At 56.7% G+C, this 15,529-nt stretch carries 8 protein-coding genes, 2 tRNA genes and 3 rRNA genes; 6 read left to right on the top strand and 7 right to left on the bottom strand.

Going from position 1 to position 15,529, the window contains the following annotated elements; translation table 11 throughout:
- Nucleotides 1-112: 112 nt before the first annotated feature.
- The 7 genes from rrf to aptA all read right to left on the bottom strand — a co-directional run bounded on the left by rrf (nt 113) and on the right by aptA (nt 8,867).
- Nucleotides 113-228 (bottom strand): 5S ribosomal RNA (rrf, locus tag ACYZT8_RS03425).
- 159 nt (nt 229-387) lie between these two features.
- A 23S ribosomal RNA gene (locus ACYZT8_RS03420) occupies nt 388-3,279 on the bottom strand.
- A 248-nt stretch (nt 3,280-3,527) separates the two neighbouring features.
- Nucleotides 3,528-3,603 (bottom strand) — tRNA-Ala (locus ACYZT8_RS03415).
- 30 nt (nt 3,604-3,633) lie between these two features.
- Nucleotides 3,634-3,710, bottom strand: a tRNA-Ile gene (locus tag ACYZT8_RS03410).
- A gap of 82 nt (nt 3,711-3,792) precedes the next feature.
- Nucleotides 3,793-5,331: ribosomal RNA gene (locus tag ACYZT8_RS03405) — 16S ribosomal RNA — on the bottom strand.
- Together the 16S, 23S and 5S rRNA genes with 2 tRNA genes alongside form the textbook arrangement of a ribosomal RNA operon.
- A gap of 627 nt (nt 5,332-5,958) precedes the next feature.
- Nucleotides 5,959-7,452 (bottom strand): CoA-acylating methylmalonate-semialdehyde dehydrogenase, encoded by a 1,494-nt coding sequence (locus tag ACYZT8_RS03400; protein ID WP_461979247.1) that lies wholly within the window; start codon nt 7,450-7,452, stop codon nt 5,959-5,961.
- Between the two features lie 65 nt (nt 7,453-7,517).
- Nucleotides 7,518-8,867, bottom strand: a complete 1,350-nt coding sequence (gene aptA / locus ACYZT8_RS03395; RefSeq protein ID WP_208670133.1) for an omega-aminotransferase AptA — start codon at nt 8,865-8,867, stop codon at nt 7,518-7,520.
- Between the two features lie 124 nt (nt 8,868-8,991).
- Here aptA and ACYZT8_RS03390 point away from each other — a divergent pair, with 124 nt between their 5' ends.
- The 6 genes from ACYZT8_RS03390 to ACYZT8_RS03365 all read left to right on the top strand — a co-directional run bounded on the left by ACYZT8_RS03390 (nt 8,992) and on the right by ACYZT8_RS03365 (nt 15,500).
- On the top strand, nt 8,992-9,912 hold the full coding sequence (locus tag ACYZT8_RS03390; RefSeq protein ID WP_008006295.1) for a LysR family transcriptional regulator: 921 nt from the start codon (nt 8,992-8,994) through the stop codon (nt 9,910-9,912).
- A 207-nt stretch (nt 9,913-10,119) separates the two neighbouring features.
- Entirely contained in the window at nt 10,120-10,770 is a 651-nt protein-coding gene (locus ACYZT8_RS03385; RefSeq protein ID WP_109627829.1) for a TetR/AcrR family transcriptional regulator, read from the top strand.
- 7 nt (nt 10,771-10,777) lie between these two features.
- Complete coding sequence (locus ACYZT8_RS03380) at nt 10,778-11,359, top strand: IMPACT family protein (RefSeq protein ID WP_461979244.1); 582 nt, start codon at nt 10,778-10,780, stop codon at nt 11,357-11,359.
- Nucleotides 11,360-11,890: 531 nt separating this feature from the next.
- Complete coding sequence (locus tag ACYZT8_RS03375; RefSeq protein WP_461979242.1) at nt 11,891-13,456, top strand: ABC transporter ATP-binding protein; 1,566 nt, start codon at nt 11,891-11,893, stop codon at nt 13,454-13,456.
- An 11-nt stretch (nt 13,457-13,467) separates the two neighbouring features.
- Entirely contained in the window at nt 13,468-14,574 is a 1,107-nt protein-coding gene (locus tag ACYZT8_RS03370; protein ID WP_461979240.1) for an ABC transporter permease, read from the top strand.
- On the top strand, nt 14,574-15,500 hold the full coding sequence (locus ACYZT8_RS03365; RefSeq protein WP_461979238.1) for an ABC transporter permease: 927 nt from the start codon (nt 14,574-14,576) through the stop codon (nt 15,498-15,500). Before ACYZT8_RS03370 ends, ACYZT8_RS03365 begins: the two co-directional genes overlap by 1 nt.
- The last annotated feature ends 29 nt before the right edge of the window (nt 15,501-15,529 follow it).

Genomic DNA, 15,529 nt, shown 5'->3' with positions numbered 1-15,529 from the left:
AGCATTGTCGGGAGACTGTGACAGCCGGGACCCGTCCGATGTTGCTGTACGAACTTTCCTGCGGGCAAAACAAAACCCCAACTGCTTGCGCAATTGGGGTTTCGGAATTTAATCTTGACGATGACCTACTCTCACATGGGGAAACCCCACACTACCATCGGCGATGCATCGTTTCACTGCTGAGTTCGGGATGGGATCAGGTGGTTCCAATGCTCTATGGTCGTCAAGAAATTCGGGTACTGAGTCGTGACCTGTTGGTCTCGCTTCAGCAAATTGGGTATGTGACAGCTTTCGGTGTTTTGCGAGTATCTCGAACTTTCGGTTCGTTTCGTCTTCACACACCGCAATCTGATGCTCTTTCGAGTAGTCAAATTGCTTGGGTGTTATATGGTCAAGCCTCACGGGCAATTAGTATTGGTTAGCTCAACGCCTCACAGCGCTTACACACCCAACCTATCAACGTCGTAGTCTTCGACGGCCCTTCAGGGGACTCAAGGTCCCAGTGAGATCTCATCTTGAGGCTAGTTTCCCGCTTAGATGCTTTCAGCGGTTATCTATTCCGAACATAGCTACCCGGCAATGCCACTGGCGTGACAACCGGAACACCAGAGGTTCGTCCACTCCGGTCCTCTCGTACTAGGAGCAGCCCCTCTCAAATCTCAAACGTCCACGGCAGATAGGGACCGAACTGTCTCACGACGTTCTAAACCCAGCTCGCGTACCACTTTAAATGGCGAACAGCCATACCCTTGGGACCGGCTTCAGCCCCAGGATGTGATGAGCCGACATCGAGGTGCCAAACACCGCCGTCGATATGAACTCTTGGGCGGTATCAGCCTGTTATCCCCGGAGTACCTTTTATCCGTTGAGCGATGGCCCTTCCATACAGAACCACCGGATCACTAAGACCTACTTTCGTACCTGCTCGACGTGTCTGTCTCGCAGTCAAGCGCGCTTTTGCCTTTATACTCTACGACCGATTTCCGACCGGTCTGAGCGCACCTTCGTACTCCTCCGTTACTCTTTAGGAGGAGACCGCCCCAGTCAAACTACCCACCATACACTGTCCTCGATCCGGATAACGGACCTGAGTTAGAACCTCAAAGTTGCCAGGGTGGTATTTCAAGGTTGGCTCCACGCGAACTGGCGTCCACGCTTCAAAGCCTCCCACCTATCCTACACAAGCAAATTCAAAGTCCAGTGCAAAGCTATAGTAAAGGTTCACGGGGTCTTTCCGTCTAGCCGCGGATACACTGCATCTTCACAGCGATTTCAATTTCACTGAGTCTCGGGTGGAGACAGCGCCGCCATCGTTACGCCATTCGTGCAGGTCGGAACTTACCCGACAAGGAATTTCGCTACCTTAGGACCGTTATAGTTACGGCCGCCGTTTACCGGGGCTTCGATCAAGAGCTTCGCGTTAGCTAACCCCATCAATTAACCTTCCGGCACCGGGCAGGCGTCACACCCTATACGTCCACTTTCGTGTTTGCAGAGTGCTGTGTTTTTAATAAACAGTCGCAGCGGCCTGGTATCTTCGACCGGCATGGGCTTACGCAGTAAATGCTTCACCCTCACCGGCGCACCTTCTCCCGAAGTTACGGTGCCATTTTGCCTAGTTCCTTCACCCGAGTTCTCTCAAGCGCCTTGGTATTCTCTACCCAACCACCTGTGTCGGTTTGGGGTACGGTTCCTGGTTACCTGAAGCTTAGAAGCTTTTCTTGGAAGCATGGCATCAACCACTTCGTGTTCTAAAAGAACACTCGTCATCAGCTCTCGGCCTTAGAATCCCGGATTTACCTAAGATTCCAGCCTACCACCTTAAACTTGGACAACCAACGCCAAGCTGGCCTAGCCTTCTCCGTCCCTCCATCGCAATAACCAGAAGTACAGGAATATTAACCTGTTTTCCATCGACTACGCTTTTCAGCCTCGCCTTAGGGACCGACTAACCCTGCGTCGATTAACGTTGCGCAGGAAACCTTGGTCTTTCGGCGTGGGTGTTTTTCACACCCATTGTCGTTACTCATGTCAGCATTCGCACTTCTGATACCTCCAGCAAGCTTCTCAACTCACCTTCACAGGCTTACAGAACGCTCCTCTACCGCATCACCTAAGTGATACCCGTAGCTTCGGTGTATGGTTTGAGCCCCGTTACATCTTCCGCGCAGGCCGACTCGACTAGTGAGCTATTACGCTTTCTTTAAAGGGTGGCTGCTTCTAAGCCAACCTCCTAGCTGTCTAAGCCTTCCCACATCGTTTCCCACTTAACCATAACTTTGGGACCTTAGCTGACGGTCTGGGTTGTTTCCCTTTTCACGACGGACGTTAGCACCCGCCGTGTGTCTCCCATGCTCGGCACTTGTAGGTATTCGGAGTTTGCATCGGTTTGGTAAGTCGGGATGACCCCCTAGCCGAAACAGTGCTCTACCCCCTACAGTGATACATGAGGCGCTACCTAAATAGCTTTCGAGGAGAACCAGCTATCTCCGAGCTTGATTAGCCTTTCACTCCGATCCACAGGTCATCCGCTAACTTTTCAACGGTAGTCGGTTCGGTCCTCCAGTTAGTGTTACCCAACCTTCAACCTGCCCATGGATAGATCGCCCGGTTTCGGGTCTATTCCCAGCGACTAGACGCCCTATTAAGACTCGCTTTCGCTACGCCTCCCCTATTCGGTTAAGCTCGCCACTGAAAATAAGTCGCTGACCCATTATACAAAAGGTACGCAGTCACCCAACAAAGTGGGCTCCCACTGCTTGTACGCATACGGTTTCAGGATCTATTTCACTCCCCTCTCCGGGGTTCTTTTCGCCTTTCCCTCACGGTACTAGTTCACTATCGGTCAGTCAGTAGTATTTAGCCTTGGAGGATGGTCCCCCCATATTCAGACAAAGTTTCTCGTGCTCCGTCCTACTCGATTTCATGACTAAGAGATTTTCGCGTACAGGGCTATCACCCACTATGGCCGCACTTTCCAGAGCGTTCCGCTAATCTCAAAGCCACTTAAGGGCTAGTCCCCGTTCGCTCGCCACTACTAAGGGAATCTCGGTTGATTTCTTTTCCTCAGGGTACTTAGATGTTTCAGTTCCCCTGGTTCGCCTCTTAAGCCTATGTATTCAGCTTAAGATAACCATCTTATGATGGCTGGGTTCCCCCATTCAGACATCTCCGGATCAAAGTCTGTTTGCCGACTCCCCGAAGCTTTTCGCAGGCTACCACGTCTTTCATCGCCTCTGACTGCCAAGGCATCCACCGTATGCGCTTCTTCACTTGACCATATAACCCCAAGCAATCTGGTTATACTGTGAAGACGACATTCGCCGAAAATTCGATAATACTCAATTAAGAGCAACTCACAAATTTTACCTTAGCCTGATCCGTTACCAGTGAAAGTAACGTTCAGTCTATCTTTCTATCACATACCCAAATTTTTAAAGAACGATCTAGCCAAAGACTAGAAATCAACATTCACCATGTCACCATGGAATGCTCATTTCTAAGCTTTCAACAACAGAAGCAGTTAGTGGTGGAGCCAAACGGGATCGAACCGTTGACCTCCTGCGTGCAAGGCAGGCGCTCTCCCAGCTGAGCTATGGCCCCGTATTTCTACAGGCGTTTCCCACACAAAATTGGTGGGTCTGGGCAGATTCGAACTGCCGACCTCACCCTTATCAGGGGTGCGCTCTAACCAACTGAGCTACAGACCCAATTTCGGGCTGCTTCTTATCGTCTTCTTCAATGAATCAAGCAATTCGTGTGGGAACTTATGGAGCAGCTGATGTCGTCGATTAAGGAGGTGATCCAGCCGCAGGTTCCCCTACGGCTACCTTGTTACGACTTCACCCCAGTCATGAATCACACCGTGGTAACCGTCCTCCCGAAGGTTAGACTAGCTACTTCTGGTGCAACCCACTCCCATGGTGTGACGGGCGGTGTGTACAAGGCCCGGGAACGTATTCACCGCGACATTCTGATTCGCGATTACTAGCGATTCCGACTTCACGCAGTCGAGTTGCAGACTGCGATCCGGACTACGATCGGTTTTCTGGGATTAGCTCCACCTCGCGGCTTGGCAACCCTCTGTACCGACCATTGTAGCACGTGTGTAGCCCAGGCCGTAAGGGCCATGATGACTTGACGTCATCCCCACCTTCCTCCGGTTTGTCACCGGCAGTCTCCTTAGAGTGCCCACCATGACGTGCTGGTAACTAAGGACAAGGGTTGCGCTCGTTACGGGACTTAACCCAACATCTCACGACACGAGCTGACGACAGCCATGCAGCACCTGTCTCAATGTTCCCGAAGGCACCAATCCATCTCTGGAAAGTTCATTGGATGTCAAGGCCTGGTAAGGTTCTTCGCGTTGCTTCGAATTAAACCACATGCTCCACCGCTTGTGCGGGCCCCCGTCAATTCATTTGAGTTTTAACCTTGCGGCCGTACTCCCCAGGCGGTCAACTTAATGCGTTAGCTGCGCCACTAAGAGCTCAAGGCTCCCAACGGCTAGTTGACATCGTTTACGGCGTGGACTACCAGGGTATCTAATCCTGTTTGCTCCCCACGCTTTCGCACCTCAGTGTCAGTATCAGTCCAGGTGGTCGCCTTCGCCACTGGTGTTCCTTCCTATATCTACGCATTTCACCGCTACACAGGAAATTCCACCACCCTCTACCATACTCTAGCTTGTCAGTTTTGAATGCAGTTCCCAGGTTGAGCCCGGGGATTTCACATCCAACTTAACAAACCACCTACGCGCGCTTTACGCCCAGTAATTCCGATTAACGCTTGCACCCTCTGTATTACCGCGGCTGCTGGCACAGAGTTAGCCGGTGCTTATTCTGTCGGTAACGTCAAAACAGCAAAGTATTAATTTACTGCCCTTCCTCCCAACTTAAAGTGCTTTACAATCCGAAGACCTTCTTCACACACGCGGCATGGCTGGATCAGGCTTTCGCCCATTGTCCAATATTCCCCACTGCTGCCTCCCGTAGGAGTCTGGACCGTGTCTCAGTTCCAGTGTGACTGATCATCCTCTCAGACCAGTTACGGATCGTCGCCTTGGTGAGCCATTACCTCACCAACTAGCTAATCCGACCTAGGCTCATCTGATAGCGCAAGGCCCGAAGGTCCCCTGCTTTCTCCCGTAGGACGTATGCGGTATTAGCGTCCGTTTCCGAGCGTTATCCCCCACTACCAGGCAGATTCCTAGGCATTACTCACCCGTCCGCCGCTCGCCACCAGGTACAAGTACCCGTGCTGCCGCTCGACTTGCATGTGTTAGGCCTGCCGCCAGCGTTCAATCTGAGCCATGATCAAACTCTTCAGTTCAAACATCTTTGGGTTTTTAAGAAACCCTAAACTTGGCTCAGCAATCGTTGGTTACATCTTTGATTTCTCGCGGAGTAACTTGTGATGCTGATAATCTTGTTGACTATCAGTCTGACCCCACAAGCACCCACACGAATTGCTTGATTCAGTTGTTAAAGAGCGGTTGGTTAAGATCTTTCGTCTCAACCGAGGCGCGCATTCTACAGCAGCCTCTGTTGCTGTCAAGCGGTTATTTTCAGAAGTTTTCAAAGTTTCCTTTGCAACTTCAACCACTTGCGCTTCCGATCTCTCGTTAGCGGGAGGCGAATTCTACAGCGTTACTCGCTGCTGTCAACACCTCTTTTTCTCCGCTTTCGACCGAGAAGATCGAACCGTCAATCAAGCCCTACAACCCCGCTTGACCAACTCCTTCTGGGCTTCGATGACCTGAAGCAACTCGCTGCCGAAAACTGCGTAACTCTTTGTTTACCAAGGAGTTTTCCGTTTCGACTGCGCCGGAAGTGGGGCGAATTATAGACTTCCAGAATCTGCCGTCAACTCCTATTTTCATAATTCTGTCATATAGGTCAAAAAAGCCCGAAAACACGAAGGCCGAGCCCCTAGGGGCTCGGCCTTCTTCCGTTCTACTTACAAGCTAGGGAATGCGAATTGCGATGCTTCATGGCTCGCACGCTGCGGCCAGCGCTGGGTAATGGCTTTGCGTCGGGTGTAGAAACGCACACCATCCGGACCATACGCATGCAGATCGCCAAACAACGAACGCTTCCAGCCGCCAAAGCTGTGATAAGCCACTGGCACCGGCAACGGCACGTTGACGCCGACCATACCGACTTCGATCTCGTCACAGAACAACCGCGCTGCTTCCCCATCACGGGTGAAGATGCAGGTGCCATTGCCATACTCGTGATCATTGATCAGCTGCATCGCCTCTTCCAGGCTGTTGACCCGGACGACACACAGCACCGGCCCAAAGATCTCTTCTTTATAGATGCGCATCTCTGGCGTGACGTTATCGAACAGGCAGCCACCCAGGAAGAAGCCTTCCTCATGACCGGCAACGCTCAGACCACGACCATCCACAACCAAGGAGGCACCCGAAGAAACGCCATCTTCTATATAGCCACTGACTTTGTCGCGAGCCTGACCGGAAACCAGTGGCCCCATGTCCAGACCACAGGTCGTCCCGGCACCGATTTTCAGCGCCTTGATTTGCGGTACCAACTTGGCCACCAATGCATCCGCCACTTGGTCGCCTACACACACGGCCACCGAAATCGCCATGCAACGCTCACCGCAAGAACCGTACGCCGCGCCCATCAGTGCGCTGACCGCATTATCCAGATCCGCATCCGGCATCAGCACCGCATGGTTCTTCGCGCCGCCGAGTGCCTGAACGCGCTTGCCGCGCTTGGTGCCTTCGGCATAGATGTACTCGGCAATCGGCGTCGAACCGACAAAGCTCAGCGCCTTGACTTCTGGCGCTTCGATCAGCGCGTCCACCGCAGCCTTGTCACCGTGCACCACGCTCAGTACGCCTTTAGGCAGACCTGCTTCGATCAACAGCTGAGCGATCAGCAACGTCGAGCTTGGATCACGCTCGGACGGCTTGAGGATGAAGCAGTTGCCGCAGACGATCGCCAGTGGATACATCCACAGCGGCACCATCGCCGGGAAGTTGAACGGCGTGATACCGGCAACTACGCCCAGCGGCTGGAAGTCCGACCAGGCATCAATGTTCGGGCCGACATTACGGCTGTACTCGCCCTTGAGGATTTCCGGCGCGGCGCAAGCGAACTCGACGTTCTCGATACCACGCTTCAACTCGCCCGCCGCATCTTCCAGCGTCTTGCCATGTTCTTCACTGATCAACTGAGCGATGCGCGCTTCGTTCTGCTCAAGCAATTGCTTGAAGCGGAACATCACCTGCGCACGTTTGGCCGGCGGCGTGTTACGCCAGGCCGGGAACGCAGCCTTGGCCGAGTCGATGGCTTTCTGAATGGTTTCGCGGCTGGCCAACGGCAGCTTGTGGATAGCCTGGCCGGTGGACGGGTTGAACACGTCAGCCGTGCGACCGTCTTCGGTCACCAGTTCGCCATTGATCAAATGCGGGATAAGGCTCATGCGGGGCTCCAGAAAAGTTGTCCACAGGCGCCCTTTAAAGGGCGCCTCTATATAGAGGGGGAAAATCAGTCGATCTTGTTCAGCACTTCGCCGACCGCATCGAACAGGCGATCAAGGTCTTGCGGCTTGCTGTTGAAGGTTGGGCCGAACTGCAGGGTGTCGCCGCCAAAGCGCACGTAGAACCCGGCTTTCCACAGCGCCATGCCCGCTTCGAACGGACGCACGATGGCATCGCCGTCACGTGGTGCGATCTGGATTGCTCCAGCCAGGCCGTAGTTACGAATGTCGATGATATTTTTCGAGCCCTTCAGGCCGTGCAGCGCGTTTTCGAAATGCGGCGCGACTTCAGCTACGCTCTGCACCAGGTTTTCCTTTTGCAGAAGATCGAGTGCGGCCAGGCCAGCGGCGCAAGCAACAGGGTGTGCGGAGTAGGTGTAACCGTGCGGGAACTCGACCGCGTACTCCGGCGTCGCCTGGTTCATGAAGGTTTGATAGATCTCGGAGCTGGCAATCACTGCGCCCATAGGGATCGCGCCGTTGGTGACTTGCTTGGCGATGCACATCAGGTCCGGGGTCACGCCAAAGCTGTCGGCGCCGAACATCGAACCGGTACGGCCGAAACCGGTGATCACTTCGTCGAACACCAGCAGGATGTTGTGCTGATCACAGATCTCGCGCAGACGCTTCAAGTAGCCCTGCGGCGGAACCAGCACGCCAGCGGAACCGGCCATTGGCTCGACGAACACCGCTGCGATGTTCGAAGCGTCATGCAACTCGATCAGCTTGAGCAGTTCATCGGCCAGCGCGATTCCACCCTCTGTCGGCATGCCACGGGAGTAGGCATTGCTCGCCAGCAATGTGTGCGGCAAGTGATCAACGTCCATCATCGCCTGACCGAACATTTTCCGGTTGCCGTTCACACCGCCGAGGCTAGTGCCGGCGATGTTCACACCGTGATAACCACGGGCACGGCCGATCATTTTGGTCTTGGTGGCCTGCCCTTTCAGGCGCCAGTAAGCACGCACCATCTTCACTGCCGTGTCTGCGCACTCGGAACCCGAGTCAGTAAAAAACACGTGGTTCAGATTGCCCGGGGTCAGGTCAGTGATTTTCTCGGCCAGTTGAAAAGACAAAGGATGGCCGTACTGGAAGCCTGGCGAGTAATCGAGGGTACCGAGTTGCTTGGCAACCGCTTCCTGGATTTCCTTGCGAGTGTGCCCGGCGCCACAGGTCCACAGACCCGACAGCGAATCGTAGACCTTGCGACCCTTGTCGTCCGTCAACCAGCTTCCTTCCGCTGCAACGATCAGTCGCGGATCGCGCTGGAAATTGCGGTTAGCGGTGTAGGGCATCCAGTGAGCATCGAGCTTGAGCTGGCTGGCCAGGGAAGTCGGGGCGTTTTCGGGCAAGTTCATGGGCAAAACCTCGCAGGGCAATAAGCGGCATAGAGATCAAAAGCGTTCTTGCAGCTAAATTGCCACGGGGATAAAGTCGGTGAAATCCAACTTTTCTAACGTTCAGTCAGGCCAGCACTAAACTATGAGCAGCCGCCGCCCCGATCCACTCGCACAAGTCAGCGACTTTGATATCCGCTTATTGAGGATCTTCCGCAGCGTCGTGGAATGCGGCGGCTTCTCCGCGGCGGAATCGGTACTGGGGATCGGTCGCTCGGCCATCAGTCAGCAGATGAGCGATCTGGAACAGCGCCTCGGCCTGCGTTTATGCCAACGCGGTCGCGCCGGGTTTTCCCTGACCGAAGAAGGTCGTGAGGTTTACCAATCGGCGTTGCAGCTATTGAGTGCGCTGGAGAGTTTCCGCACCGAGGTCAACGGTCTGCACCAGCATCTGCGCGGCGAATTGACCATCGGCCTGACCGACAACCTTGTCACCCTGCCCCACATGCGCATCACCCATGCCCTCGCGCAGTTGAAGGAGCGCGGGCCGGACGTGCAGATTCAGATCCGCATGATCGCGCCCAATGAAGTCGAACAAGGCGTGCTCGACGGCCGCTTGCACGTTGGAGTGGTGCCGCAGGCCAGCGCGCTGTCGGGGCTGGAATATCAGCCGCTCTACAGCGAACGCTCGCTGCTGTATTGCGCGGTCGGCCACCCCTTGTTTTATGTCGACGACAAGCAGCTGGACGACGAGCGCCTCAACAGTCAGGACGCCATCGCGCCGACCTTCCGCTTGCCGGCAGAAATCCAGGCGCACTACCAGGCGCTCAATTGCACTGCCAGTGCCTCGGATCGCGAAGGCATGGCGTTCCTGATTCTCACCGGGCGCTACATCGGCTACCTGCCGGACCACTACGCCAGCCTCTGGGTGCAGCAAGGTCGATTGCGCGCGCTGAAACCCAAGGCGCGTTTTTATGATTTGAGCCTCGCATCGGTCACGCGCAAGGGCCGTCGCCCGCATTTGGTGCTGGAAAGCTTCCTCGAAAGCCTGGCCGCGACCCGTTGAACAACCGAAGAACCTGTGGGAGCGAGCCTGCTCGCGATGGCGTCAGTTCAGCCACCATCAATGCTGAATGTTAAGCCGCCATCGCGAGCAGGCTCGCTCCCACAGGGATGCGGTGTTCAGGTTTTATCGCGTCGGGACTTGTCTGGAGCCTGTGGGTGCGCTATCAACGCATTTGGTTGCACCCACCCACCCTGTCCGGAAGTGCCTATGACCTTTGAAGTCCCCGCTCACGGCGGCAAACCTGCCAGCCGCATTCGTCAGAAGAACGAAGAGACCATCATCAAAGCCGCCGAAGACGAGTTCGCCCGTCACGGATTCAAAGGCACAAGCATGAATACCATCGCCCTGAATGCCGGGTTGCCCAAGGCGAACCTGCATTATTACTTCACCAACAAACTCGGTTTGTACGTGGCGGTGTTGAGCAACATCCTCCAGTTGTGGGACAGCACTTTCAACACCCTGACCGCCGAGGATGATCCGGCCGAAGCGTTGACGCGTTACATCCGCGCCAAAATGGAATTCTCCCGTCGCCAGCCGCAAGCCTCGCGAATCTTCGCCATGGAAGTGATCAGTGGCGGCGAATGCCTGACCGAGTATTTCAACCAGGACTATCGCGCCTGGTTTCAGGGTCGGGCGGCGGTGTTCCAGGCATGGATCGACGCCGGCAAGATGGACCCGGTCGACCCGGTGAACCTGATCTTCCTGTTGTGGGGCAGCACCCAGCATTACGCCGACTTCGCCACACAGATCTGCCGTGTCAGCGGCCGCACCAAGCTGACCAAACAAGACATGGAAGACGCCGGCAACAACCTGATCCGCATCATCCTCAAAGGCTGCGGCCTCACGCCAGCTATCTAAGACACTTATGCCTTTTACCCTCAGCGGTTTTTGCGAATACCGCGAAGAGATTCGCAAAAGCCGTTTCATTACCTTCGCCGCGCCGATCTCCAGCCCCGCGGAAGCCCAGGCATTCATTGACCAGCACAGCGACTTGAACGCCTCGCACAATTGCTGGGCGTGGAAGCTCGGCGATCAATACCGCAGCAACGACGATGGCGAACCGGGCGGCACCGCAGGACGACCGATTCTGGCGGCCATCGAAGCGCAGGATTGCGATCAGGTCGCGGTGCTGGTAATTCGTTGGTATGGCGGCATTCAACTGGGCACTGGTGGCCTCGCCCGAGCCTACGGCGGCGGCGCGAACAAGTGCCTGCAAGGCGCGGCGAAAGTCGAGCTGATCAGTCGGGTACCGGTGAGCTGCGCCTGTGCATTCGGCGAGTTGGCGCTGGTGAAACTGCGCGTCGCGGAGTCGGGCGGTTTGGTGGTGGAGGAAACCTTCACCGCCAATGGCGTGGAACTGCAATTGGCGATCGGCAAAGAGCAAATCGCTGCCTTGCAAACGCAGCTCGCCGACTTGAGTCGCGGGCGCATTGTGTTGCAGCACTGATCGCACCAACAACGGTCAATGCCCTTTCGTAGAGCCTGTTCACTTGCCCACATCTGCTGTGCACCCGGCTGTGGATAACCTGCGCATATCCTGCTGTAACCCTTCTGTAATGCGGCTTTGCGGGCTTTGCTCATTTTTCGTCCAATTTTCCACACCAACGACTAATTCCGCGGGAAAACAAACAGTTAGCGTCGGTTATCACCTTTAGAAGATAGCCGCACAGTGCTTATGCCCGTGCTTTCGGCTTGCGCACAAATACTGTGGAACAACCTGTGGATAACCCGTTCATGGCTGGCGCAGCCCTATACCCGGCATAGGTCGCCGCGCACTGATCGTTTTTTGACCAATTCCCAGCGAGCAAAATCAGAGCCTGATCAAAGACTTTGCCCTCAAGTAGTGCCTGATCGGGATTCGAAAATGCCGAAGCCCTGCCCCCAATGCCTTTGCCACCAAGGATTTTCGGCTTTCCTGACTCAATGGCCAGGAAATTGCTTTATCCACAGGCATAACTCCTGTCGACCCGAGCCAGTCATGCCCAACCCCGCGCCGATCCCCGATCAAACACCCCGCCTGCAATTGCGCAGAATCAGCAAACGTTACCCCGGCTGCCTGGCCAACGACGCCATCGACCTGAACATTGCTCCCGGTGAAATCCACGCCCTGCTCGGTGAAAATGGCGCGGGAAAAAGTACGTTGATGAAAATCATCTACGGCGTCACCCATGCCGACTCTGGCGAAATGATCTGGCAAGGCCAGCGCGTGAACATGCGCAACCCGGCGCAGGCTCGCGGACTGGGGATCGGCATGGTGTTCCAGCATTTCTCGCTGTTCGAAACACTCAGCGTGGCGCAGAACATTGCCTTGGCGATGGGGGCGGCGGCCGGCACGCCGAAACAGCTAGAGCCAAAGATTCGTGAAGTCTCCCGGCGCTACGGCATGGCGCTGGAACCGGAGCGACTTGTCCACAGCCTGTCGATCGGCGAGCGGCAACGGGTGGAAATCATTCGCTGCCTGATGCAGGACATTCGTCTATTGATTCTCGATGAGCCGACTTCGGTGCTCACACCACAGGAAGCCGACGAACTCTTCGTCACCCTGCGCCGACTCGCGGCCGAGGGCTGCAGCATTTTGTTTATCAGCCACAAGCTCGGTGAAGTGCGCGCGTTGTGCCACAGCGCCACGGTGCTGCGCGGCGGTCGAGTGGCCGGGCATTGCGTGCCGGCTGAGTGTTCGGATCAGCAAATGGCAACGCTGATGGTGGGCGAGGCCGCCGAACTGATTACCGATTATCCAAAGGTGATTGGCGGTGATGGATTTTTGAACGTAAGCGGCTTGTCGTGGCACAACGCGGACCCGTTCGGCTGCTCCCTGACGGACATTGACCTCGACGTGCGCAGCGGAGAAATCGTCGGTATCGCCGGCGTTGCAGGCAACGGTCAGGATGAGTTGCTGGCCTTGCTCAGCGGCGAAGAACGGTTGAGCCGAAACCACAACGCGACGATTAGTTTTGGCGGGCAACCGGTCGCCGATTTGCGGCCCGACGCACGACGCAAACTCGGTCTCTCGTTCGTTCCCGCCGAGCGGCTGGGCCACGGTGCGGTGCCCGAATTGAGCCTCGCCGACAACGCCTTGCTCACCGCGTTTCAACAAGGGCTGGTCAGCAACGGGCTGATTCAGCGCGCCAAAGTCGAAGCGTTGGCGCAAGACATCATTCGACGCTTTGGCGTAAAGACACCCGATACCCAAGCGCCGGCCCGCAGCCTGTCCGGCGGCAACTTGCAGAAATTTATCCTCGGCCGTGAAATTCTTCAACAACCGAAATTGTTGGTGGCCGCGCACCCGACCTGGGGCGTGGACGTCGGCGCCGCCGCCACCATTCACCGTGCGCTGATTGCCCTGCGCGATGCCGGCACGGCGATCCTGGTGATCAGCGAAGACCTCGACGAATTGTTCCAGATCAGCGACCGCCTCGGCGCCTTGTGCAGCGGACGTCTGTCGCCGCTCAGGGCCACGGTCGACACCCGCCTGATCGATGTCGGCGGCTGGATGGCCGGCCAGTTTGACGCCCCTCAATCACTCGCATCCGCAACGGTTTAACGGAGTTTTCCATGCTGCTTTCTCTCGAACCCCGTGGCCAGCAATCGCGCCTGATGCTGTGGTGCTCGCCGTTGCTGGCCGCCGTCCTGACATTGGGCTGCGGCTCGCTGCTGTTTATTGCGCTGGGCCATGATCCGCTGCTCACCCTGCACACCCTGCTGATCGCGCCGGTCAGCGACTTGTATGGTGTCTCCGAGTTGTTGGTCAAAGCCTTGCCGATTCTGCTTTGCGCGCTGGGGCTGGCGGTGGCGTATCAGGCGCGGATCTGGAACATCGGCGCCGAAGGCCAATTGCTGCTCGGTGCCCTGGCCGGCAGTGCGCTGGCGGTGAACATCATCGACATGCAAAGTCGCTGGGCGCTGGTGCTGATCCTGCTCGTCGGCACCCTGGCCGGTGCCGCGTGGGCCGGGCTGACGGCGTGGTTGCGCACGCATTTCAATGCCAACGAAATCCTCACCAGCATCATGCTCAATTACATCGCGCTGAACCTGCTGCTGTTCTGCGTGCATGGACCGCTGAAGGACCCGGCCGGGTTCAACTTTCCGGAATCGGCGATGTTCGGCGATGCCAGCCGCTTGCCGCTGTTGATGGAGGACGGCCGGGTTCACGCCGGGGTGTATTTCGCCCTGCTCGCGTTGGTAGCGGTCTGGGTTTTATTGCAGAAAAGCTTTGTCGGCTTCCAGATCAAAGTGCTTGGGCTGGACAAGCGTGCGGCGGGTTTCGTCGGGTTTCGCGAGAAGCGGCTGATCTGGCTGGCGCTGTTGATCAGCGGCGGATTGGCCGGGCTGGCCGGGGTGTGTGAAGTCACCGGGCCGATCGGCCAACTGGTGCCGCAAGTCTCGCCGGGGTATGGCTACGCCGCGATCACCGTAGCGTTTCTTGGGCGACTCAACCCCATCGGCATTCTGTTTTCCAGCCTGCTGATGGCGTTGCTGTACATCGGCGGCGAAAGCGCGCAGATGAGCATGAATCTGCCGCAAGCGATCACCCAATTGTTCCAGGGAATGATGCTGTTTTTCCTGCTGGCCAGTGACGTGCTGATTCTCTACCGACCGCGTTTGAACCTGCGCTGGACTCGCCGCGCGCAAGCCACCGTCGTACACGCAGGAGCGCTGTGATGGATATCGATCTGCTGAGTAATATTTTCTACGCCATGGTCCGTTGCGGCACGCCGTTGCTGTTGGTGGCGCTGGGCGAATTGATCTGCGAGAAAAGCGGCGTCCTGAATCTGGGCCAGGAAGGCATGATGCTGTTTGGCGCGGTGATCGGTTTTATCGTCGCGTTGAACAGCGGCAACTTGTGGCTCGGCGTGTTGCTGGCGATGCTCGCCGGAATGCTCTTGTCGTCGTTGTTTGCGCTGGTGGCCCTGGTGTTCAACGCCAATCAGGTGGCCACCGGATTGGCGCTGACGATTTTCGGCGTGGGGCTGTCGACGTTTGTCGGCGCGGCGTGGGTCGGTAAACCGCTGGCGGGTTTTGAGCCGGTAGCGATTCCGTGGCTGAGTGAGATTCCGCTGATCGGGCGGATGCTGTTTGCGCAGGATCTGCTGGTGTATCTGTCGTTCGCACTGTTTGCGCTGGTGGCGTGGGTGATCCTGAAAAGTCGTGTCGGGCTGATCATTCAGGCCGCCGGGGAAAGCCCCGATGCGGCCAGCGCCATGGGCTTGCCAGTGTTGGGCGTGCGTGCGCTGGCGGTGCTGTTCGGGGGCGCAATGGCGGGTTTGGCCGGCGCGTATTTGTCCCTGGCTTACACGCCAATGTGGGCGGAAAACATGAGCGCCGGGCGTGGCTGGATTGCCTTGGCCCTGGTGGTATTTGCCAGTTGGCGCGTGTGGCGATTGCTGCTGGGTGCGTACCTGTTCGGGCTCGCCAGCATCCTGCACCTGGTGGCGCAGGGGTTGGGGCTGGCGATTCCGTCGAGTCTGCTGGCGATGCTGCCGTATGTCGCGACGATTGTGGTGTTGGTGCTGTTGTCGCGGGATGCGGTGCGCACGCGGTTGTATGCGCCGGTGTCGTTGGGGCAGCCGTGGCGGGCTGGGCATTAGTGGTTGCCTGCGCCGGCCTCATCCCGAGC

The organism is Pseudomonas sp. LB3P93, from assembly GCF_054898025.1.
This window is presented reverse-complemented; position numbering and strand designations above follow the sequence as displayed.

Excerpts from the sequence above, each read along its gene's own strand:
- ACYZT8_RS03400 (WP_461979247.1), bottom strand. The coding sequence starts at position 7,452 with ATGAGCCTTATCCCGCATTTGATCAATGGCGAACTGGTGACCGAAGAC.
- aptA (WP_208670133.1), bottom strand. The coding sequence starts at position 8,867 with ATGAACTTGCCCGAAAACGCCCCGACTTCCCTGGCCAGCCAGCTCAAG.
- ACYZT8_RS03390 (WP_008006295.1), top strand. The coding sequence starts at position 8,992 with ATGAGCAGCCGCCGCCCCGATCCACTCGCACAAGTCAGCGACTTTGAT.
- ACYZT8_RS03385 (WP_109627829.1), top strand. The coding sequence starts at position 10,120 with ATGACCTTTGAAGTCCCCGCTCACGGCGGCAAACCTGCCAGCCGCATT.
- ACYZT8_RS03380 (WP_461979244.1), top strand. The coding sequence starts at position 10,778 with ATGCCTTTTACCCTCAGCGGTTTTTGCGAATACCGCGAAGAGATTCGC.
- ACYZT8_RS03375 (WP_461979242.1), top strand. The coding sequence starts at position 11,891 with ATGCCCAACCCCGCGCCGATCCCCGATCAAACACCCCGCCTGCAATTG.
- ACYZT8_RS03370 (WP_461979240.1), top strand. The coding sequence starts at position 13,468 with ATGCTGCTTTCTCTCGAACCCCGTGGCCAGCAATCGCGCCTGATGCTG.
- ACYZT8_RS03365 (WP_461979238.1), top strand. The coding sequence starts at position 14,574 with ATGGATATCGATCTGCTGAGTAATATTTTCTACGCCATGGTCCGTTGC.